Source organism: Vibrio vulnificus CMCP6 (genome assembly GCF_000039765.1).
GTDB lineage: Bacteria > Pseudomonadota > Gammaproteobacteria > Enterobacterales > Vibrionaceae > Vibrio > Vibrio vulnificus_B.
This window is the reverse complement of sequence record NC_004460.2, coordinates 584,249-606,627: the sequence shown is the minus strand read 5'-3', so window position 1 is coordinate 606,627 and position 22,379 is coordinate 584,249. Positions and strand designations below refer to the sequence as shown.

19 protein-coding genes are annotated in these 22,379 nt (G+C 45.8%); 8 read left to right on the top strand and 11 right to left on the bottom strand.

From position 1 onward, the window contains the following. Positions 1-24 precede the first annotated feature (24 nt). Positions 25-975, bottom strand: a complete 951-nt coding sequence (gene tal / locus VV1_RS17720) for a transaldolase (protein WP_011081497.1) — start codon at positions 973-975, stop codon at positions 25-27. Between the two features lie 463 nt (positions 976-1,438). On the opposite strand from tal, the gene VV1_RS17715 reads away from it, so the two are divergent. Together VV1_RS17715 and VV1_RS17710 are read left to right on the top strand one after the other, a co-directional pair. Beyond that, positions 1,439-2,431: a sugar-binding transcriptional regulator gene (locus VV1_RS17715; protein ID WP_011081496.1), complete on the top strand. Its 993-nt coding sequence runs from the start codon at positions 1,439-1,441 to the stop codon at positions 2,429-2,431. Positions 2,432-2,572: 141 nt separating this feature from the next. Beyond that, positions 2,573-3,871, top strand: coding sequence for a glycoside hydrolase family 18 protein (locus VV1_RS17710; protein WP_011081495.1), 1,299 nt, complete (start codon positions 2,573-2,575; stop codon positions 3,869-3,871). 77 nt (positions 3,872-3,948) lie between these two features. On the opposite strand, the gene VV1_RS17705 is transcribed toward VV1_RS17710, so the two are convergent. The 5 genes from VV1_RS17705 to moeA form a co-directional block, all read right to left on the bottom strand. Next, on the bottom strand, positions 3,949-6,225 hold the full coding sequence (locus VV1_RS17705; protein ID WP_011081494.1) for a bifunctional diguanylate cyclase/phosphodiesterase: 2,277 nt from the start codon (positions 6,223-6,225) through the stop codon (positions 3,949-3,951). Positions 6,226-6,254: 29 nt separating this feature from the next. Then, positions 6,255-7,085: a sulfurtransferase gene (locus VV1_RS17700; protein WP_011081493.1), complete on the bottom strand. Its 831-nt coding sequence runs from the start codon at positions 7,083-7,085 to the stop codon at positions 6,255-6,257. Positions 7,086-7,097: 12 nt separating this feature from the next. Next, the gene (locus tag VV1_RS24035; protein WP_011081492.1) at positions 7,098-7,409 is read right to left on the bottom strand and encodes a hypothetical protein; all 312 of its coding nucleotides are present in this window, start codon (positions 7,407-7,409) and stop codon (positions 7,098-7,100) included. Positions 7,410-7,555: 146 nt separating this feature from the next. Continuing rightward, entirely contained in the window at positions 7,556-8,332 is a 777-nt protein-coding gene (gene moeB, locus VV1_RS17695) for a molybdopterin-synthase adenylyltransferase MoeB (protein ID WP_011081491.1), read from the bottom strand. A gap of 9 nt (positions 8,333-8,341) precedes the next feature. Next, positions 8,342-9,577 (bottom strand): molybdopterin molybdotransferase MoeA, encoded by a 1,236-nt coding sequence (moeA, locus tag VV1_RS17690; RefSeq protein ID WP_011081490.1) that lies wholly within the window; start codon positions 9,575-9,577, stop codon positions 8,342-8,344. Positions 9,578-9,752: 175 nt separating this feature from the next. Here moeA and folE point away from each other — a divergent pair, with 175 nt between their 5' ends. Continuing rightward, positions 9,753-10,406, top strand: a complete 654-nt coding sequence (folE, locus tag VV1_RS17685) for a GTP cyclohydrolase I FolE (protein ID WP_011081489.1) — start codon at positions 9,753-9,755, stop codon at positions 10,404-10,406. 265 nt (positions 10,407-10,671) lie between these two features. Next, positions 10,672-11,910: an NRAMP family divalent metal transporter gene (locus tag VV1_RS17680; protein WP_011081488.1), complete on the top strand. Its 1,239-nt coding sequence runs from the start codon at positions 10,672-10,674 to the stop codon at positions 11,908-11,910. Between the two features lie 43 nt (positions 11,911-11,953). Here the strand turns inward: VV1_RS17680 and VV1_RS17675 are convergent, their stop codons facing one another. The 3 genes from VV1_RS17675 to VV1_RS17665 form a co-directional block, all read right to left on the bottom strand. Continuing rightward, entirely contained in the window at positions 11,954-12,913 is a 960-nt protein-coding gene (locus VV1_RS17675; RefSeq protein WP_086016902.1) for a TDT family transporter, read from the bottom strand. A gap of 288 nt (positions 12,914-13,201) precedes the next feature. Further along, positions 13,202-14,605, bottom strand: coding sequence for a H(+)/Cl(-) exchange transporter ClcA (gene clcA, locus VV1_RS17670; RefSeq protein ID WP_011081486.1), 1,404 nt, complete (start codon positions 14,603-14,605; stop codon positions 13,202-13,204). Positions 14,606-14,971: 366 nt separating this feature from the next. Then, positions 14,972-17,143, bottom strand: a complete 2,172-nt coding sequence (locus VV1_RS17665) for a vWA domain-containing protein (RefSeq protein WP_015728089.1) — start codon at positions 17,141-17,143, stop codon at positions 14,972-14,974. Positions 17,144-17,315: 172 nt separating this feature from the next. Here VV1_RS17665 and VV1_RS17660 point away from each other — a divergent pair, with 172 nt between their 5' ends. After that, a complete protein-coding gene (locus VV1_RS17660) occupies positions 17,316-17,933 on the top strand; it encodes a hypothetical protein (RefSeq protein WP_086016962.1) in 618 nt (205 codons plus the stop codon). Here the strand turns inward: VV1_RS17660 and VV1_RS17655 are convergent. Continuing rightward, complete coding sequence (locus VV1_RS17655) at positions 17,896-18,306, bottom strand: DNA-binding protein (protein WP_011081482.1); 411 nt, start codon at positions 18,304-18,306, stop codon at positions 17,896-17,898. The two genes, VV1_RS17660 and VV1_RS17655, sit on opposite strands and share 38 nt — an antisense overlap. Before the next feature lie 93 nt (positions 18,307-18,399). Between VV1_RS17655 and VV1_RS17650 the strand changes: the two genes are divergently transcribed. From VV1_RS17650 to pepT, 3 genes are all read left to right on the top strand, one after another. After that, a complete protein-coding gene (locus tag VV1_RS17650) occupies positions 18,400-19,308 on the top strand; it encodes an aldo/keto reductase (protein WP_011081481.1) in 909 nt (302 codons plus the stop codon). Positions 19,309-19,387: 79 nt separating this feature from the next. Next, positions 19,388-20,275, top strand: coding sequence for a DUF6279 family lipoprotein (locus tag VV1_RS17645; RefSeq protein ID WP_011081480.1), 888 nt, complete (start codon positions 19,388-19,390; stop codon positions 20,273-20,275). 224 nt (positions 20,276-20,499) lie between these two features. Further along, the gene (gene pepT / locus VV1_RS17640) at positions 20,500-21,729 is read left to right on the top strand and encodes a peptidase T (RefSeq protein ID WP_011081479.1); all 1,230 of its coding nucleotides are present in this window, start codon (positions 20,500-20,502) and stop codon (positions 21,727-21,729) included. 91 nt (positions 21,730-21,820) lie between these two features. Here pepT and VV1_RS17635 read toward each other — a convergent pair whose 3' ends face one another. After that, positions 21,821-22,279, bottom strand: a complete 459-nt coding sequence (locus tag VV1_RS17635; protein WP_011081478.1) for a dCMP deaminase family protein — start codon at positions 22,277-22,279, stop codon at positions 21,821-21,823. Positions 22,280-22,379: the final 100 nt, after the last annotated feature.

Below are 22,379 nucleotides of genomic sequence, written 5' to 3'. Positions count from 1 at the left end.
TTCCCCTAGTTTGATTCTGTGTGATTACAGTTTCGCTGCAATCATCGCTTCTAGTTTGCCTTGGTCAACGGCGAAGTTACGGATACCTTCTGCCAGCTTCTCAACCGCCATTGGGTCTTGGTTGTGCTCCCATAGGAATTCCGCGTGAGTCATTGCTGCTGGACGCTCTGCTGCGCCTTTAGAGTCAACCAGTTTCTCAACCACTTCACCTTCAGCCGCTTCTAGCTCTGCAAGTAGAGCTGGCGCGATAGTCAGACGGTCACAACCAGCCAATTCTAGGATCTCACCGATGTTACGGAAGCTTGCGCCCATAACGACGGTTTTATAGCCGTACTCTTTGTAGTAGTTGTAGATCTTAGTGACAGACAATACGCCTGGATCTTCTTGAGCTTCAAAATCACGGCCTTCTTTCGCCTTGTACCAGTCCATGATACGACCAACGAATGGAGAGATCAGGAATACGCCCGCTTCTGCACAAGCACGCGCTTGAGCGAATGAGAATAGAAGAGTCAGGTTACAGTTGATGCCTTCTTTCTCTAGGATTTCCGCTGCGCGAATACCTTCCCAAGTAGACGCCAGTTTGATCAGAATGCGATCGTTAGTGATGCCCGCATCGTTGTACATTTTCACTAGTTGGCGAGCTTTCGCTACGCTGCCTTCCATATCGTAAGATAGGCGAGCATCCACTTCTGTAGAGATACGACCTGGGATTGTTTTTAGGATTTCTTTACCGATGTTTACTGCAAGCATGTCGCAAGTGTCTTGGATCTGCTGTGCTTTGTCATCGCTTTGAGTTTTTGCATACTCGATAGAAGCATCGATCAGAGGTGCATACTCAGCGATTTGAGCAGCTTTAAGAATCAGAGAAGGGTTTGTGGTTGCATCTTCTGGTTGGTATTTCTTGATTGCATCAATTTCACCAGTGTCTGCTACGACAGTTGTTAGCTTGCGAAGTTGCTCTAACTTGTTGCTCATAATCGATCATCCTATATAACGGGCTATCGCTCGGTGTACACACCCAAGCCAATACATTTGTAAACTGACTAGCGAATAGTTTAGTGCGATTTTTACAATGCACGCTCTATTCATCAGAAAAAATTTAGCGACCGAACATTTGTTTTGAACATTTGCTCGATGGCTGAGTAAATGATGTGTTCATATTTATCCTAACGTGTAGGAAAGTCAATGGTTGAATGAGCTTTAAGGTGATGCTCATCAACGTTTTTTTTCGCGCAAAATCGAACAAACAACAATTAAACGTTTGCCCTTACTCGGTAAGGTTTAGTGAGTGAAAGTCATTAACAAAATCTTTACTGAGAAAATGTCATTTCAATGAGCAAAAGTTGCGGTTAGAATCGTGTGTAACATATGCTAAGTCAATGAGCATATGCTCAATGGCAGATTAAAATAGCACTCTGAAATGAGGGTGAGAGTAAATATGAGCAGTTCAAACCAAGATATATCGATTGAAAGCACGGATCTTCTGACTGAGATCTCGGTCGCTTACTATCAGGATGGCGCTACTCAGGAAGAGATTTCAAAGAAGTTTTCGGTTTCTCGCGCCAAAGTGGGCCGAATGCTTAAGCAAGCAAGGGACGAAGGGATCGTCGAAATCACCGTGAAGTATCACCCGGTGTTCAGCGCCAAAATTGAGCAGCGTCTAATTGAACGCTTTGGTGTGAAGCGAGCATTAGTCGCGCTTGACCAACCCCACGAAGAAGCACAGCGCCAGCAAGTGGCCGGTTTGGTCTCGAACTACCTGACGAGCACATTAAAAAATGGCATGGTGGTTTCGGTTGGGCAAGGACGAAATGTCTCTGCGGTTGCGCACCACGTTGGTGTCATTACTTCCCGCGACTGCAAATTTGTCTGTGGGATTGGTGGGATTCACCCTCGCGGCGGTATGTTTAACGCTGACCATATTTGCCGCCAGTTGGCGAAAAAATATGGTGGCACATCAGAAACACTCTATGCGCCTGCGTACGCAGAAAACCGTGAGCAGAAAATGGCATTCATGCAAAACGCGACCGTGAAACAGACTCTCGATCTCGCACGCAAAGCCGACATCGCTCTGATTGGGATTGGTGACATGAGTGAGAACAGCTATATGGTCGATCTTGGGTGGTTTACCCCCGATGAAGTGGTGCAGTCTCGCTTACAGCAAGGTGTTGTGGGGGATTTCGCAGGTTATGACTTTTTTGATATTTATGGCAACGTCGCGAATACCGTGATGAGCGATCGTGTGATTGGTTTAGGTATTGAAGAGTTTAGGCCGATCTCCCAAGTCATCGCCATCGCGGCTGAGAACAGCAAACCCTTGGCACTGCTTGGTGCGCTAAGAACGGGAGCTATTGACGTTATTGCCACGAGCGTGAGTAACGCGCTTACCGTACTGAACCTTGACGAGCAAATGCAAGGTAAAGCGCAATAGCAGATCAGGTGGCATATTTTTATGCAATTTGTGCAATCAGGCTGTGAGATTTTATAAATGACTCGCAGCCTGATTTGATTTGATTTCTAAGCTGAAAATAATCCCGAGGAGTAGCTTTAAACCAGTTACTTGGAGGGACTTATGAAAAAAACATTGATTACCGCTGCTTTGTTCAGCGCGTTTGCTGGTAGCGCTGTTGCGCAAGAAAAAGTGGTTGCGGGTTACTTTGCCGATTGGCAATACGCGAATGCTTCAAATCCTTACACGGTGAAAGATATTCCTGCAGAAAAGCTGACTCATGTTATCTACGCCTTTTTAAGCATGTGTGGTCCTCACACTGGAGCATCAGAGACAGTACAAAAGTTGGTAGCCAAACAGTGCGAAGGCAAAGAGCCATTCAGTGCGATTGTCGTTGATACCGAAGCCGCCCTAGAAAAAGACTTCGGCAAGGTATCGGTGAAGGTGCCATTCAAAGGCCATTTTGCCCAGCTTGCGGAACTGAAGAAACAGCACCCAGATCTTAAAATCCTTCCTTCTTTTGGTGGCTGGACCATGTCTGAGCCGTTTCATGCAATGGCCAAGGATCCCAAAGCAATGGCGCAGTTCTCTAAAACCGCCGTTGAACTTATCAAACAATATGACTTCTTTGACGGCATTGACTTGGACTGGGAATACCCGGGCGGTGGTGGCTTAACCACGTCCCCTTGGAATCCTGCGACGAAACTGTCTGATGAACAGAAAGCGGCAGAGCGTGATGCTTTTACTTACTTAGTCAAAACGTTGCGTGCCGATCTTGATGCGTTAGAAAAGAAAACCAATCGAGAGTATGAACTGTCAACAGCGGTTGGTGTGGGCGCGAAAGCGGCACAAATCGATTGGAAAGCCGCACAGCCCTATCTCACCAACATGTTTGCGATGACCTATGACTTCCTCGGTGGGTGGGGGCAGCAGACCGGACACACCACCAACTTGCATGCCACAGAACGCAGTTGGTGGGGCATGGGCGCAGATGTTTTCATCAATCAGATGATTGAACTTGGCATTCCAAGTGAAAAGCTCGTGATTGGCGCGGCGTTCTATGGCCGTGGATGGCAGGGAACAAAAGACTATGACGGTCAAGCGCCGAAAGGGGATCTGCTCTCTGAACAAGGGGCGCAATTTGGCACTGGCGAGAATGGCTACTTCATGTTCTGGGATCTGGTGAAGAACTATGGGGAGAAACAAGGCTATCAGTACAACTACGACGAACAGTCTCAAGCACCTTATTTGTGGAACCCAGAGAAAAAAGTCTTTATCTCCTTTGAAGATCAGCGCTCGATTAAAGCGAAAGCACAGTGGGCGAAGCAATCAAATCTAGGAGGCATCTTTACGTGGGAACTCTCTGGTGATCCAAGCGGTAAATTGGTTGATACCATGCATGCTGAAATGACGAGCAAGTAAAGTTCAATCATTGGCTTTGATATAAAAACCCGCTGCTTTAGCGGGTTTTTGTTTCACCGTAATTGGGTAATGAGCGTCTATTTTTCCGTCTGTTCGTCCAGATAGCTTTGCAGTTGCTCGACATTGAGCGGTTTCGCGTAGTAGTAGCCTTGCAACAAGTCGCAACCACATTCCGCCAGTTTGTTCGCTTGCAACTCCGTTTCTACCCCTTCGGCCAACACTGCCATGCCAAAGTTTTTCCCGATAGCGATGATGTTTTTGACCATGTTGAAAGACTTTGCGTCATTCTCGATGTTGTCGACAAAGCTCTTGTCGATCTTCAGCTCGTCAATGGGCAGATCTTTTAGCATGCTCAACGAGGAATAGCCGGTACCAAAATCATCCAGAGAGATTTTGAGCCCTTGTTGGTTCATTTCATTACAAATGGGTTTGAACTGCTCAAGATCTTCAATAAACAAGTTTTCCGTAATTTCGAGAGTAATGCGCTTTCTATCGAGTCTTGCCGTGTCGATGGTGGTGAGAAGGTGCTCAGCAAAATCCTGCTGAATAAACTGTTTTACAGAGATGTTGATTGAGAGATTCAAGTCTTGACGTTGTGGCAGCACATAGCTCGCAATATCACTGACACTGCGTTCAATGATGAATTTACCCAGTTTAACCATGAGTCCTGAGCTTTCGGCGACAGGAATAAACAGATCGGGTGGGACAAAACCGAGCTCTTCGTCCTGCCAGCGAACCAAGGCTTCGACACCATGCAGCTTGCCATCCATATCAACCTGAGGTTGGTAAACCATAAAGAGCTTTTGTTGTTCAATCGCAAATCTTAAACGTTGTTCAACTTTCGTTTTGTATAAATGCTGCTCTTGCATTTCAGTGGTGAAAATATTGAACGAGTTACGCTCTTGTTTGGCACGATACATCGAGATATCGGCGGCGCGAAGTAACGCGTCGAGGTCATTGCCGTGAGTGGGATAAACGGCGATGCCTACGCTACAGCTTAATAGGAACTGAACGTCGTTAATCACATAAGGCTCGGCCATTTTAGCGATCATGGTAGTCGCTAATGACTTAAGTAACGCAGGATCGCTCTCTTTTACCAATAAAATGAATTCATCGCTGGCTTCACGCACCAACAAGCGTTGGTCGTTGTTGAATGAACCTAATCGTTGCGTGATTTGTTTTAGAACTTGGTCACCAAAATCGTGACCATGAGTGTCGTTGACACTTTTAAAGTTATCCATATCAATGAACAGCAGTGAAAAAGGCGACGTTTTATTTTTGAGCCAACTGTTTACGTTATTGCGCAAATAGAGTCTGTTTGGCAGGCCAGTTAAGGTGTCGTGTGTCGCTTGTTTGTTTAAGCGTTCAATGGTTTGTTGTTCGTTGTTGGCGATCGAGCGCACTAAGCCGTAAAACGCGAGCTGTAAGATAGTGAAGATCAGCAGGTAGAAGCCGAGTTGGCTGTAAAACTGTTGACGAATAAAATGCATTTCAGTAGCAGAAACGGCCCAAACTTTATAATCCGACAGGTATTTCACTGTCATTAGATAGGAGACTTGGGGGCCATTTGTCGTCACTGTGACGGCTTTTTGAGAAGCTTTGAGTTCCGGTTCGGAAAGCGATAACTGAGAAGCCGCCGCGGCGATGACCTCTTTGTAACGATGATCGTCAATGGGTGCATCGTAACGATTGACGAGGGAGGCGTCGGCAGAAACAAAAGTGCGGTACAAGTCTTCTCGTATCAGGCTCACAATATTGTAGGGGTTCGCATGAATATTGTTGCGAAAAACCAGTGTCGACTCGACTTTTAGTCCCGCGGTCATGACGGCTTCCACTTCACCGCGCTGATTGCGAATGGATTTGCGAATGGGAATCACCAAGGAATCGATGGCATCAAAATAGTAGGTATGCCCCAATACCATACGATTGGAATTGAGCGCTTCGATGAAACCGATTTTTGTCGCGGGGTTGGCGATTAAGTTTTCTGCTCGCGCTAAATCGACATTGCTGCTGACCGCGATAAAGTCACCATTAGGATTAGCAAGGCCAAAACCAGCAATAATAGGATGAATACGCATCAAGTTATCGAGTAGCGGCCGTATCTGCATGGCTGCCGTCCGAGTGAAATCGCTTTGCTCGACTAATTGATGCCCAACCACTTCGAGTAGGGACTCTTGGCTTTTGAACAGTGAGTCGACGGAAGCCGCAAAAAGTTCAAGTTGCAGCAGTTGCTTATCTTGGTATTTCTGTAGGTTGGAATGATAGAAATTATGGCCAAAAAGGATAAAAAGCCCCATGGTAACCACCACGAGGACCCAATATAGCAGCCAAATATTTTTCTTCATTCCAGCCATTCTTTGCCTTCTGTTTGACGCTGTCTTCGTTAAGGTTCAATAGGTAATTGAGGGTTGGCTCCCCATTCCGTCCATGAACCGTCGTAGACAGACAAATTTTTGTAACCGATTAGGTATGCGCCTAATAACAAAATGCATGCAGTGACCCCCGAGCCACAACTGAAAATGATCGGTTTACTCTGGTCTAATGGTAGCGACTCGAAAGCCTCTTGCAAACCAGACAAAGGTTTAATATGGCCTTTGTCCATCAGTTGTGAAAACGGCAAACACAGGGAACCCGGAATGTGGCCACTGCGTATACCTTCTCTGGGCTCTGGGACCTGAGCTAAAAACCGTTCCATAGATCGTGCATCGACAATTGAGGCGGAGCGCAAATTACTGTGCTTCAGAACAATATCGGCATTTAAGAAATAATCTGGATCGATTTGTCCATTGAATGTACCAATCTGTGATACTGCTTCAAAGTTGTCTTGGGTTTCAAAGCCTGCGTCAATCCACGCTTTCAGGCCACCATTGAGCACTTGAACGTTATGATGTCCCATCGCTTTTAGCATCCACCAAGCTCTTGGCGAGGCGTAAGTTCCCGCGTTATCGTAGACCACGATATGGCTATCATTGTTTAGACCGATCTGTTGTGCTTTAGCATTGAAGGTTGCTTGATCGGGCATCATATGAGGCAAAGTACTGGAAAGATCGCAGAACTCGTGGTCGTAATCGAATCGACGAGCACCAGGGATGACCTTGCCGAAAATCTTAGGTTCAGCATTGGGGATCGTGAACTCCATGCTGGCATCTAAAATGACCAAATTTTTTTGATGTTTAATCTCATTCAGTTCACTGGCAGAAATAAGCGGGGACATAGAGTGATTTCCTTATGGTTTCTGGCATTCGATAAAGTGATAGCTAGGTTGCTCGGTGAGCGCATTTGTTCCTTTGGCTAAAAGCACTTGCGCAGGTGGCTGACAATTATTGTCGGGTTTGACCGTCAATCTCAGCACGCTGGAATCGGGGAGCTTGACCGTTAAATAACGTCGATGCCCATCTAAAGATTGAGTTAACGTATTGCTAAGCAGTATTGCGTGAAGCCTCTCATTGTCCGGCTTATCTCTGAGCAGGTGTTGCAGCAACAGAAGCAAAACGATGCCTGACAACAGTAATCCAAATCCTTTTATGAGTGGTCTCATCGAATGCTCGTCAAAACAATTGGTTATTAGCGTTTAGGGCCAAGATAAAACAATTTCCTTCCGTTGTAACCATTTCCTTCCATCGCAACCACGGCACAAGTGGAGCGTTAAAAAAAAGCCCTCGACAATAGAAGAGGGCCTTTCAATCAAGTCTGGCTGGTGCGTTGTGAATCATCGTTGCACACTGGGCAAGCGGGCAGTTTCATGAGATTCATTTCTCGCCAAGACATCGTCATGGCGTCAAGGATCAAAATTTTACCGCTTTTGGGGGTACCAAAGTGAGCCAACACTTTAATCGCTTCCATGGCTTGTACGGCGCCTATGATGCCAACGACAGGTGCCATGACCCCCGCTTCGACACAACTCAGCGCATTTGAGCCAAACAGTGCGCTAAGACATTGATAGCAAGGCTCGTTAGCGTTTTGATAGGTAAAAACACTCACCTGACCTTCCATGCGAATCGCAGCGCCGGATACCAATGGCGTTTTGGTCGCAAAGCAGAGGCGATTCAATTGATTGCGTGTCTCCACGTTGTCACTGGCATCCAACACTAAGCTGTGGTTTTTAATCAAAGTTTCAAGCTCAGAGTCGCTAAGACGCTGCGCCACCGTTACCACTTCAATGTGAGGATTCAGCTCTCGTAGCGACTGAGCGGCGGACTCGACTTTTTTACGCCCAATATCAGCATCGTGATGCAAGACTTGGCGCTGCAAATTCGACAACTCAACAATATCGTCGTCAATCAATGTCAGCTTGCCGACACCCGCTGTCGCCAGATATTGACTCGCAGCGCAGCCAAGACCACCAGCACCCAAAATTAAGATGGAACTTTGTTTGAGAGCTTCTTGGCCTTCAAAATCAAACTGACGTAGGATGATTTGGCGGTTATAGCGCAGCATTTCCTTATCGGAAAGAATCTCCACCTTCAGCTCCTAAAACAGGGTTGAGTTAAACAATTCGATATTGACGGTTTCACCGACTTCAACACGTCCACGCTCTCGCTCTAAAACCACAAAACAATTTGCCAAGCTCATTGAACGAAACGCGCCGGAGCTTTGATTTCCTGTCGTTTCGACAAAGAACTGACCATTTTCAATGGTGTAAATACCGCGTTGGTAGTCGGTACGGCCGGGTGCCTTTTTAAATGCCGTACGTGTTGTGGCAGGGATAGACTCCGGAGCTTTCCATTGCGAATGGCCCGCCAATTTGGCCAGCATCGGCTGAACCAAAACATACATAGTTAAAACGGCTGAAACGGGGTTACCTGGCAGACCGCAGAACCACGCGGTGCTGAGTTTGCCAAAAGCAAAGGGTTTACCCGGCTTGATCGCAAGTTTCCAAAAACCGATTTCGCCTAGCTGTTCCAAAATGTCTTTGGTGTAGTCGGCTTCGCCCACGCTTACGCCACCAGAAGTCACTACCACATCCGCTAGTGATTGGGCTTTTTCGAAGGTGGCTTTCAATGTTTCAGGGCAATCAGGAATGATGCCGAGGTCGATGGCTTCGCAGCCAAAGTTTTCAATTAGCGGCTTAATGCCGTAGCGGTTGCTATCGTAGATCTGACCTTCCAATAGTGGTTCACCGAGCGATTTGAGCTCGTCACCAGTAGAAAAGAAAGCAACACGTGGTTTTCTGACCACTGTGACGTGGCTGATGCCTAAAGAAGCAATCATTGGAATATCACGAGGCGTGAGGCGAGCCCCTTGGGCCAAGACTAAGTCACCCGCTTGGATATCGTCGCCTGTTGGTCGAATGTTTTCGTTCGGCTTAATCTGGCACTGTTGGATGACAATACCTTCGTCGCTTACTTCGGTGTTTTCCTGCATGATGACGGCGTCACAGCCTGCCGGGATTTTTGCGCCTGTCATGATGCGAATGCAGCTATTTTGCGGCCATTCCCCGTCAAAAGGCTGGCCTGCAAATGACTTGCCCGCAAGCGGTAGTGGTTGGTTGTGCTCTAAATCGGCAATGCGAATCGCGTATCCATCCATTGCAGAGTTATCAAAAGGAGGCACGTTAATAGGGGAAAGAATATCTTCAGCTAAGACATAACCAAGCGCTTCAGCAAGCGGTAGTTTTAACGTTGTTTGAATCGGTTTAATGCGGGAAAGCATTTTTTCCATCGCATCTTCAATTGGCATTAAGCCAGGTGCATCACAACAGCCCATATTGAATTTCCGTTGAATTATGGTTTTAGCGCACTTTAGCACAAATCGATGAGTGGCACGAATGACCCTCAGTAAAATATGGGTGTAATTATTCAAAAATCCGAGTATCCTTGTCAGCCATCCTAAAGGGGTATTCTTCCCTTTATGAGAGTCTTGAGATGTAAGAGGAAGTGGAATGTCAGGTCTTAGCGAATCCGCCCAACTGGTTAAACAAGCGTTAGAAAAGCGCGGTTTGGAAACGCCGATGGTGCCGAACCAATTCAGTCGTGAAGAAAAGAAAGAGAAAATCGAACACCACATGCGTGAGATCCTTTCTTTGCTTGAACTGGATCTGACCGACGATAGTTTGGAAGAGACGCCAAGACGCATTGCTAAAATGTACGTCGACGAAGTTTTTTCCGGCCTTGATTATCAGAACTTCCCTAAGATCACGGTGATTGAAAATAAGATGAACGTCAGCGAGATGGTTCGAGTGAAAGAGATCACCTTAACCAGCACCTGCGAGCATCATTTGGTGACCATCGATGGCAAAGCGGCAGTGGCCTATATTCCTCGCGGAAAAATCATTGGTTTATCTAAGATCAACCGCATTGTTCGTTTCTTTGCGCAACGCCCTCAGGTGCAAGAGCGCATGACACAACAGATTCTAGTGGCGTTGCAAACCTTACTCGAATCGGATGACGTTGCGGTAACCATCGACGCAACACACTATTGCGTGAAGTCTCGCGGCGTGATGGACGCGACCAGTGAAACCACCACAACCGCATTGGGTGGCATTTTTAAGAGTAACCCAGCGACACGAGCCGAGTTTCTGCACGGTCTGCGTTAATGCAAGTGAACACTCAGTTTGATAAAGGATGGCGAAATGCCATCCTTTTTTGTATTGAGTTAATCGTTAAGCAAGCAGCAATATAAATATTTATGGAATTGCGTGTTGACAGTCACATTCGTTGCTTTTAGTATGTGCGCCCAATGAACGACTACAACTTGTAATTGTTTGTTTTAAAAGAAATACCACGCTAAGTTCAGCTGATCTCGGTCAGTTGTCTTTCTATTTTTCTAATAATAGAAAGACAACAAATTTGAGAACCAGCATGACGACACAAAGCACTATCATCACTTCCTCTATTTCTACTCAAGTACCCGAAAACCATTGGCAAAAGAAAGCCATGCTAAGTGTCGCGTTTTTGATGGCGACGACGTCTGTTGGCCCCGGCTTTTTAACTCAAACCGCTGTCTTCACCAACCTCTACAAAGTCGACATGGCGTTTCCCGTTTTGGCTTCGATCTTTATCACCTTTGGTATCGTCATGAACTTATGGCGTATTGTTGGTGTTTCTGGCCTGCGTATCCAAGATATTGCGAACAAAGTGGCGCCGGGGATGGGGTATGGCGTAGGTGTTCTCCTTGCGCTTGGCGCTGTGGCGTTTAACTTTGGTAACGTCAGTGGTGCTGCATTGGGCATCAATGTGTTAACGGGCGTAGACACGACGTGGGGAGCTCTGTTTACGGGATTGATCGGTTGCTTGCTATTTGTGGTGCATAACGCTTCCAAACGAATGGACCAAATGGCGCGATACCTTGGCTTGTTTATGATTGTGCTGATTGCGTATGTTGCCATGACAAGCCTACCACCAATGGGGGAAACCCTAAGTGCCGCGGTGATGCCTACGGATATCGGCAGTTTGCTACTGCCTACACTGACTATTGTTGGTGGTGCTGTTGGCGGTTACTACACAGGTGCTCAACGTTTGGTCGATATTGGCTTGAAGGGCAAAGAAAATGTACCGTCTATTACATCAACGGCGTGGGCGGGCATTTCTATCGCAGTGGTTATCCGAATTCTGCTATTTTTGGCGGTATTTGGTGTTATCGCAACAGGTGCGACATTGGACACGGCGAACCCCGCTGCTGATGCTTTTCGACAAGGCGCTGGTCAACTCGGCTACTTCATCTTTGGTTTGGTTCTGTTCGTCGCTTCAATCACATCGGTGGTTGGCAACTCGTACATGGCGATCTCACTGATTAAGACGCTGTTCCCGTTTGTCGCAAGAAACGAAAAATCATGGTGTGTGGGTTTCATTGTTCTAACCTCACTTGGCACCGTATGCATGGATATGCCTATTCTTCTGCTGATGCTGGCAGGTTTAGTGAATAGCATTATTCTCCCTGTTGTACTGGGGACCGTTTTGTTGGCAACAAGACGCAAAGATATTGTGGGGGACTACCAACATCCGATGTACTTGACGTTGACGGGCGTAGCGATTGTTATCGTAATGGGGGCATCCAGTTTAACGAACATCGGCAACTTCATCGCGAAGTTTGTTAGCTAGAGGGACTTAGGTAAATAGCGAATGGCCTCAAATGAGGCCATCATTATATTGGATTTTTGTTGAACACCTCAGGCCAATACATCTTAACGTAGCCAGCAGATACCCACACAACAAGCACGGTGGCAATGCTCAGTTCAAGAAAGCCAAAATCATGCAGCCATGCCCATTGAGGGTGGGACTCGGCAAAAAATGCGGTTAAGCGATGCATCGCAATGGCACTGATCACCGATGGGAAGGTAACGGCCGCGATGGAGGGTTGGAACTTCAATCTCAGTAATCGAATGTAGCACAGGTAAATCAGCAGAGTCATGGTAATGGCAATGCCCGCTAAAGCGCCTGTGAGGATAGGGTCTGGCTCTTTGAAGTTCACCAAGTATGCGGCTAGCGAAAGGTTAACCGGAGCGGCCATGATGGCTAATGTTGGCCTTGCTCGTTTAGGCAGAGAGCCAAAAAACACCAATCGGTAGAGAACCAGAGGCAGTAGGAAGAAATAGATCCCAATGCAGACCATAGCCAGTGTTTCTGAAAAGACATTGTGTCCAAATTGAGAACCAGCCAATGAGCTGCTAATCAATCCCACAGGATAGAGGAACCAGCTTGGCACAATATTGGACATCTTGAAATTCATGATTTGGAAACTGAAAAACAGCACCATCATGGTAAAGTGCAGCAAAACCGCCATAAACCAAAGAGGGTAGGCGATCAACGGAGATACGACCGCCAAATAATCACACAACACCAACAGCGCCATACTCATCGGAGCCATCAAACTTCCACTCAAAGGATGACGAATATCGTTGAGAAAGGTTTTAGCGTTGGTGGCGTATTTGGCCAATACAGGTAAGAGTAATATCGCACCAAAAGCCGCAAGGAAAGGACGAATAGGTACGCCAACTTCTGGTAAATAGAGCGCCCAAGCTTGACCCAAACCAATCATGCCCAACGCTAATGCAGCTTGAGAAGGGGGAACACTTTGGACTTGAACTAGCCTTCTCCAATTCAGCGAAAATTCCATTTGCGAATTTAACCTCAATTCGACGCACTACCTTTTTTGAGTGAGGATCCGTTCCCACTTAACCATGACTTAATAGAAGAATCAGCACCACTTAACCATGACTTAATAGAAGAATCAGCACCATTTAACCGTGCATTCAAGAAATCAGATGCGCATGAGAAAAATGGGCTCAGGGATGGTATCAACTTTGTGTGGTTGTTGCTTGGAAAAAATCGAATTCAGCGCAAAAAATCGGGATAAAGTCATTTATCCCGATGCATTATTAGTGAGGAATCTTTACGAGTTTTGTTGCTCTGGCAGATCTTGCTGACGTAACTTATCGTTCTTGATGGTTCTGTGTAGAAGCTGGCTATAGATAGGTTTACCGCCACAAATTTGCGCACAGATTACCGCGCCGAGACTGGTAATGATCAGTGGCAAAATGAGGTAATAGTTGTTGGTCATTTCAATCACGAGCAGAATTCCCGTAATCGGAGCGCGAACCGTGGCGGCGAACAAAGCGCCCATACCCGCAATGGCGAACATGCCCGGCTCGATGGGAAGATCGGGAAGTAGAATTTTCGCTGTGGCACCAAATGCATAGCCAAACAGCGTGCCCAATGCCAACATAGGCGCAAAAATCCCGCCGGGTGCACCTGAGCCAAAACAGATTAAAGTGGTCAACACTCGTCCAACAAAGAGCATCACCAGCAGAGAAACGCTGTAGTTGCCGTTAGTGACGTCTGGAATAAGATGAATGCCGCCGCCCGTCAACTCGGGAACATACAGCAACAGCAAACCAAAGATGCCACCAAGACAGGTTCCGGTGATCAAATAGCGTTTGCGATCATTTTTGTGCAAGGCAACGAAGGCGTCTTGTGCAACAGTCACCAGTTTATTGAACAGCACACCAAAAACGCCAAATAGTCCGCCCAATAACAAAAAGAGCCACAAAGCTTTTAGCTCGGGTGGTTGATATTGCGGCATGGTAATGACCGCATCTTGGCCGTTGATGGCACGAAACACGATGTTGGCCATGACCGCAGAAATAATCACGGCTCGAATAGAGATCAGCGAGTAACGAAATTGTGGGCGCATCTCTTCGACCACGAACATGATCCCCGCAAGAGGAGCATTAAACGCGGCGGCCAAACCACCTGCCGCCCCTGACGCAAGTAAAGAGTGGCGAGTGTCGTCATCTTTCACTCGGAAAATATCCGTGACCATGCGACCAACGGCGCCGCCCATCTGAACAGTAGGCCCTTCTCGGCCCAGCACCATTCCTGAACCCAGAGCCCCCATGCCGCCAAAAAACTTCACGGGGATGACTCGCCACCATCTGACAGGGCGGATATTGTCCATCGCCCCCTCGATTTCTGGGATACCTGAGCCAGCTGCCTCTGGCGCAAAGCGATGAACCAGAAAATACCCCACAAATGCAAGCGCTGCACTGATCAAAATTGCCGCAAGCCAAAGGGGCAACAAATGACCAATTTCACTCTTTAACCACTCCGTCCGAGTCTCAGAAACAAAATGCACGGCGATTTCGAAATAGGTTCCAACCAGTCCTGCCAATACGCCAACCAGTGCCGCAAGGAAGAGCACAGAAATCGGGGTTGATCCGTGTGAGAGAAACTGATTAATCGCGTCCTTGGGTACTTTTACTAATACGGACTGAATGATTCTCTCACGTTTGGTCATTTACCTTCTCCGACACGAATAGTTGAAGCACGAATTATAAGCCTGACCACTGTTACGCCTTAATCAGTAAAGATGCAAATTAGCTTTGCAGAAATCGTATTTAACGATGCACTAAATGTGATGGAGGTATCATTAATAAACAGGTGTATCACTTGCAAATTCGCCAATCTGAACCACACTTAAATCGTAAAGCAACATGCTGCTCGATAAGGAGGGATTTGAGGTTTTACACACAATTTGGATGGAATCAAAACTCTACTGTAGTTCCTCGTTTTTTGTCAGGGATGCATCTATAGTAATCCCAAATCGCAGACTCACGATTGAGTAACGAGGTAAAGGCGCACTGCTAGGTGCGCCTTATTAATTTTAGAGTTGAATATAGTTGTAGGCGATGACAATCTCAGCTCCTGCTGCTGGAATAGCCGTTCCGCGGAAGCTAATACTGTTTGTTTGAGGATAATAAGTCCAACCGTTTACTTTGTCTCGGGTTACTTCTACACCATCGACTTTAACTGAAAGAGACGTGGAAATGACTTTACTTGCGTCGTTTATCCCGAGTTTATACCCCACAGTTGACGCTCCAGCATTGTTCGCAATATCGGTCATAAACTGTTTGTACTCGGTTTTCTCATTGATATTGAGAACCAAACCGAGGCTTGTTTGAGATAAGTCATCATATTGACTAACACGAGCATCACTTGGATCAACTATGGAATACACACGATAGCCATTATCTACAAACAGATTGTTATTGACGTCAAAATCTCTTGTCGGATATTGACTTTCTTCATCACTCATAATGATAACTGACAGAGAGGCTCCTGCTCGAGGGTAACCCGCAACGGCAACAGTTCCTGTAGTTGGAGCTAAAGCCATTTCTGCAAAATAGATACCTCTTTCGTATCCGCTACCGTTTGTTCCGGGTTTAAAGTCTAAGGCAATTTGCTCAGGCTCGTGAGTAAATCCATTCCCTCTTAGAGAGTCATTATCAGTTGTAATTGTTCCCACTTTATAATCGAGACCTGAAGCAGAAATTTCATCTAGAAACGTTTGTGTTAGAGTACTGATCTCATCTTGTTCATCTCCCATACTTCCAGAATTATCGATCACAAAGAGAAAATCTGCTTTTGATACTGTCTGCTCAATAGCAGTGATAGTATCGTTTTGTACTTTGATCGTTGCATTTACTGGCGCACGAACACTTTCAGAGGTGGTTGTATCGATCAGTGTTTCGTATTTACTAAAGAGTTCTTTAGCAATAAGAGTACTCGTCATTACCACATTATCTTTTTGTTCATCGAACGAAAGCACAATGTCGAACTGGAATGCGTTGGTATTTTTTTCGTTGTTATCGGCGACGAGCTGGTCAACAACTCCACCCACTTTGTTGGTTCCGATAGTTTGTAGAATCAGCTGGAGTAAGGCCGTAGTTTGTCTAGTTTCACTTAAGGAAATGTTATAGCGAGCAGATATGTCGCCATTTACCAAAGTTTTTTTCGATATTTCAGTGACGTCGTTGCGATAGCCTAATGTTGAATTCAATGACCTCATTAGTGTGTTAAGGATATCAACTGTTGTTGAGCCCTGTGATAGAGAAGGTCTTTCACTGGTAAAGCCAATCAGTTCTGTACCTACTGGTGTTGGTATGCCTGATTTTTGAATTTGCTGTGGAACTTCTCCATACATAACCACTCCTTTAAAATCACCTGTGATGTTTTGGGTCGAGTAGCCTTCAGGGAGTAGTACCTGAGTATTGTCCATCACCACGGATTGAGTTTTACTCGGCGCTTCAGCAATGGTGACGTTGATTTTTTGTGCATGCAAAGTGATCGAGCCATCTTGATGGACTCTTTTTACTTCTAATTTAGCACTCATTACACCAGATGTATTACCTGCGGTAAGTGCAATGACTTGGGGCTGATTGACTGACACTGGGCTAATGATATTATCGTCACTGTCGTACCAAGTCAGAGTATCATTATCACTTAAGTTACTGATGGTGGCTGTAATCGTTGTCGTTTCACTAGGAAGTATTACGGCAGGAGACGCAACAATTGCATTGATTAAAATGTCAGGTGCGATATATTCGCCGTCACTACATAAAATGTGCTCTTCAGAAATTTCTTGCTCACTTAGTTTGTTATTATTGTCAGCATCAATACCAGCAATAACTAATTGTCCACCTAAATTGCATCGAACGTCATTTTTAGCAATAGATAGAACAGAGACAAGAGCATCATTGTTTACAACTAGGTCTCCATCTATGACCTTCACTCCACTGTTGCAGTATGTGTGGCTTTGTAATACTTCTCCATTTTCAAGTATTTTTGAATCATCTTTATCTAGACCAAGATCTATTTTAATTCCACCTGAAGTACATATGGAATCGTTTGTGGGTACAGGGGTTGCTTTGACCAGTGATGAATATGTTTGTGTTGGTGGTGTTGCTGAATCTGTCGCGCTTGAGTTTGAATCTGAGCCGCCACAACCGTATAAGCCAAACAATGCTATTGATAAAACTGACAATTTTAGTTTCATGGTTTCCTACCTTAGTTATAAGATAGGCTGGATTTTATGGAGCAATATCACATTATCAATGTTTGTTATCGCATAATTAATAATTTTAATGAATGTGTTGTTGTTTATTTATTGCCCGTCTCATGTCTGGGTGGTTTTAGGTGATAGATATATAAATATAAGGAGCGAACCTATGTTTCATAATATGTCTAGATATTGCTTTTCTCCAATTTTGCTCGCTAGTGTTTTAATTTCTTCACGGATTTTGTCTCAAGAGACTGAATATTCAGTGCTTATCTCACATAGTCTTATGGGGGAAATAGCATTGATCAGTGAAACTACCGTTGTTGAATCGCCATTTTTTGACTGTTCACAAAGCGAAGTAGAAAAAAGGTATTGCGTTGACGAACTGACCTACTATCAGCGACCTTTCTTTGGAGAGTTGCAATTAATGGATTCGAAAAATATCTATATGTTGCAAACAGCGTTTGACTTGATCGCTTGGTCGCAATTGCAGTTGAACCTAAGAAAAGATTTGATGCAGATTGCCGAGGTTTCCGTGTCGGGTGACTCATTCGATGTGCAAGCGCAATTATCGAAAGCCAAGACTCAAGAAGAAAGAAACCTTGTTGATAAAAATTTGGTCATTTTTCTCAATAAATACCGAACGCATTCACAAACACAACGTTGGCTCCCAGCTTCGCAGTATCACCTTCAACAACCCAGCGTGTTAGCCGAAATCAGCCATGATAGCGAATGGATAACCATGGTGATTACTCGTTTTTTGCCGCCAACGAAGAACGAGAAATGAACGCGGCCATACCTTCTTGATCTAAAAAACCATCTGCTTTCTTGTGCGCACGTAGGTACTGATAGCCAGCAATAACTTGTTGTTGGTTTGGCCATTCTTGTTCGTTGAGCTTTTGCCCCGTCACGTATTGATAAGCCATTTTAAATGCCTGTTCATCAACGACTTCTGCTTGTCGGTAAAGATAGCCGCAGCCTGTGGCTAACCACTCTAATGAACAGTTGGCTCGCATCGCAATTTGATTGGCTTTGGATAGACTAGGCTCGGTGCCTTTTAGGTACTTGCGAATCAGGGCTTCCGACAGGTCTACACGGCGAGCGAAACCACTGACGCTCTCTTGGCCAATTAAGCTGGCTAATCTTTGGGCAAAACTCATCAATTCGTACTCCAGTTCGAATTCCTTGGGTTTACGCGTTGAGTCGACGGCAAAACAAGTCTAGGATTTAACAAGATAAATAAGGAGTACGCAATGGTAGCGAAAGTTGTAACTGCGCCACAAGGGCCAGAGTTTTCGGAGCTGGTTCAAGGTTATTGGCGTTTGGCTGAATGGAACATGACCCCTCAACAGCGTTTAACATTTCTCAAGCAACATGTCGAAATGGGCATCACGACGGTTGACCATGCAGACATTTATGGACAATACGAGTGTGAACGCCTATTCGGTGAAGCGCTGGCGTTAGACAAAAGCTTACGTAGCGATATTCAAATCGTGACGAAATGCGACATCAATTTATGTGGGGCAAAGCACCCAGATCGTAAGGTTAATCATTACGATACCAGTGCTGCGCATATTTATCAGTCAGTGAACAACTCGTTGGAACGTTTAGGGGTGGATGAGCTGGATGTGCTACTTATCCATCGTCCTGACGCGTTAATGGATGCCGACGAGGTAGCGGAGGCCTTCAGTGAGCTGCATAAAGTGGGCAAGGTGAAGCACTTCGGTGTGTCGAACTTCTCTCCCCGTCAATTTGAGTTGCTTCAATCTCGATTGAGTAAGCCGCTGGTGACTAACCAAGTGGAAATCAATCCTCTTCAGTTTGACGTAGTACACGATGGCACTCTGGACCAACTACAGATGTTACGTGTTCGTCCAATGGCTTGGTCGTGTTTAGGTGGTGGCGCACTGTTTTCCGGCCAAGGGGAGCAGGAGAGTCGCGTGCGTCAAGAGCTAGAGGCGATTCGCGAAGAAGTCGGCGCACAGAGCATTGATGAAGTAGTGTATGCGTGGGTGAGAAAGCTACCGTCGCTACCGATTCCTATCATTGGTTCAGGCAAAATTGAACGTGTTCAAAGTGCCGTGAATGCATTGAAAATTGAGCTAAGCCGTGAACAGTGGTACCGAGTTTGGGTGGCTTCTAAAGGCCACGGTGTGCCATAGAAAAAAGAATCAGTGGCGGGTGAACCGTCACTGATTCACCCGCGTATAACGCATCGCTTGGGCGAGAAAAGGATGTTCGATGACACTAGGATGTGGAAGTTTAGGTCGAAATAAAACCACTTGGCGGACGTTGAGTTATCTTGTTTTGGCCTTTATTTTATTAGGCTGCTCCAATAAATTTCTATACACCAACCTCGATTGGGTGGTGCTCGAATATGTCGATGACTATGTGACATTGGAAAACGAGCAAGAAGCAATGTTGGACGAACGCTTGCAGCAATTGCTGCGCTGGCATCAAGAAAAAGAATTGCCGCTCTACGCCAAACAACTACAACAGTTGGAAACGGTCACCTCGGCACAAGTGTCCGCTGAATTTGTTATCAAACAGCGAGCCGCCATTAAACAGCACACAGTAAGGCTCGCCACGCGAGCTGCTCCAGATATCTATGCTTTAACACTTTCCCTCAGTGCCAAACAAGAGCAAGAGTTATTGAATAATTTGGCAAAAAAATATCAAGAATTGGATGAAAAATACGGCGGCTGGTCGGAGCAAGAACGTCGGCGTCGTTATGTTGAACGCATTGAAGAGAGCCTAGAGAAGTGGATTGGCCGTTTAAACACAGAGCAAAAAGCGCTGGTGGTTCGTTGGGCCGGTGAACTGCAAATCACCACGCCACATTGGCAAGAGCACAGGAATAAAATGTTGGAAGTTGTTCGCCAACTGTTAAACAACAAGCATGATCCCCACTATCTACATGAAAATTTGATGCGCCTTCTGTTGCAACCAGAGAGTTACTATAGTCCTGAGTTAAGCGAGAAAGTGAATTTCAATATTGCGTTAGCCAACCAGTACATTCCCCAAATCAGCCAAACCATGAGCGATAAACAGTGGCGACATTTTCGTTCTGAAGTAAAAAACTGGCGTGACTTAGCGAGTGAGTTGAACAATCAAATTGTTGGGCGCTAACAGACAAACGCTATGGAATGGTTTGCGTAATATTCCTCGTCAATGACAGAAAAACTGATTCAAAGCAATTTCTCATCTTTTCAAGTGCGTAAGATAGTTGCGTCGGGTTGTTCATACCACACTAACTTGTGCCTTCACTCTATGCCCGACAACTCGTAGAGCAGGTGTCTTCATCATAATGACTATATTCACCACTCTCGTTGGCTAAGAAGAAGAGAATTGCCATGAAACATTTAGTACAAAGATTTATTCGCTATGTGACGTTTGATACTCAATCAAACCCTAAAAAGAAATGCTGCCCAAGCACGTCTGGACAAATGAAATTTGCAGAGCATCTCAAACAAGAGCTGCTTGACCTTGGTCTCGGTCAAGTTGAGTTGGATGAGCATGGCTACTTGATGGCGAAGCTGCCAAGTAATGTGGCGTACCCAGTTCCAGCGATTGGCTTTATCGCACACATGGATACCGCGCCAGACGCCTCTGGCAAAAATGTGAAACCGCAGATCATAGAAGATTATCATGGCGGTGACATCGCGCTCGGCATCGGAGACGAAGTGCTTTCTCCGGTGCAGTATCCTGAGCTGCATGCGCTACATGGTCACAATTTAATTACCACAGATGGCACTACTTTGCTGGGTGCCGATAACAAAGCTGGTATTGCGGAAATCTTATCGGCCATTGAGATGCTCATTGAAAATCCAAGCATTCCGCATGGCGACATTTGTATTGGCTTTACGCCTGATGAAGAGATTGGCCGCGGGGCGGATTTGTTCAATGTTGAACGCTTTGGCGCAGAATGGGCCTACACCATTGATGGCGGGCCGCAAGGCGAGTTGGAATATGAAAACTTCAATGCATCCAGTGCAGACGTTATTTTTCATGGTGTGAGTGTTCACCCCGGGACAGCAAAAGACAAAATGGTGAACGCAATGACATTGGCATCGCAATTCCATTGCCGAATGCCAGCAGATGAAACACCAGAAACCACCGAAGGCTACCAAGGTTTTTATCATCTCAAATCAGCCGAAATGGGTGTGGCGCGATCAGAGCTAGGTTACATTCTTCGAGACTTTGATCGCGACGGCATTGCTCGCCGTAAGGCGTTTATGCAGTCCCTAGCGGACGATATGAACACTCAGCTTAAGCATGGCTCGGTTGAGATCCGCTTCACCGACAGCTACTACAACATGAAAGAGAAAGTTGAGCCTTTCCCACATGTGATTGAGTTGGCGAAGCAAGCAATGGAAGTGTGTGACGTTGAACCTATCATTAAGCCTATCCGTGGTGGAACGGATGGAGCTCGTTTATCCTTCATGGGATTGCCTTGCCCAAATATTTTCACGGGTGGGTACAACTTCCACGGTATTCATGAGTTTGCGTCAATAGAGCAGATGGAAAAATCGGTTCAGGTGATCGTAAAAATAGCCGAACTAACAGCGAAAAAATACGCTTAACGCTTCTGTGAGCATCAAAAACTAGCCCAGCATTGCTGGGCTATTTTCTTAATGATTATTCTCAATAACGTGCTGTTTAATGGCTGAGTGATCAACGTACGCCTTCTTCGCCTAGTTCATTGACAGGAAGCCAATTTACTTCGACACCTGCTTGATTGAACATATCTTGGCTTACGGCAATTTTGTCACCCCAGCGGGAAAGAAAATCTTCCGATTGCTCAGGGCAGTGCACGCGCGAAATGCCCGTTTGAATAATCTTTGCAGCACAATTTGGGCAAGGAAAGTGAGTGACCCAAATTTCACATCCGTCCAAATCACGCTTAGAAAACAGAATGGCGTTTTCTTCGGCGTGCAGTGTTTTGAGGTATTTCAATTCACGCTCGTCGGTGTCGACGCTATCGGAAACACCGTGTGGATATCCGTTAAAGCCAACAGAAACGATACGGTTCTGTTTGGTGATCACCGCACCCACTTGAGTGGATGGATCTTTACTCCAAGAGGCGACTAATTCTGCCATTTGATAGAAGCGTTTTGCCCATTTAGAAATCATTCATTACCCTCTCTTCATTAGGCTGTTGGCTGAATAATAACGTATTTTATTTAAAAACATAGTCATCCCTAATGATATCTGCTGAAAAGCGTTCTCTGCA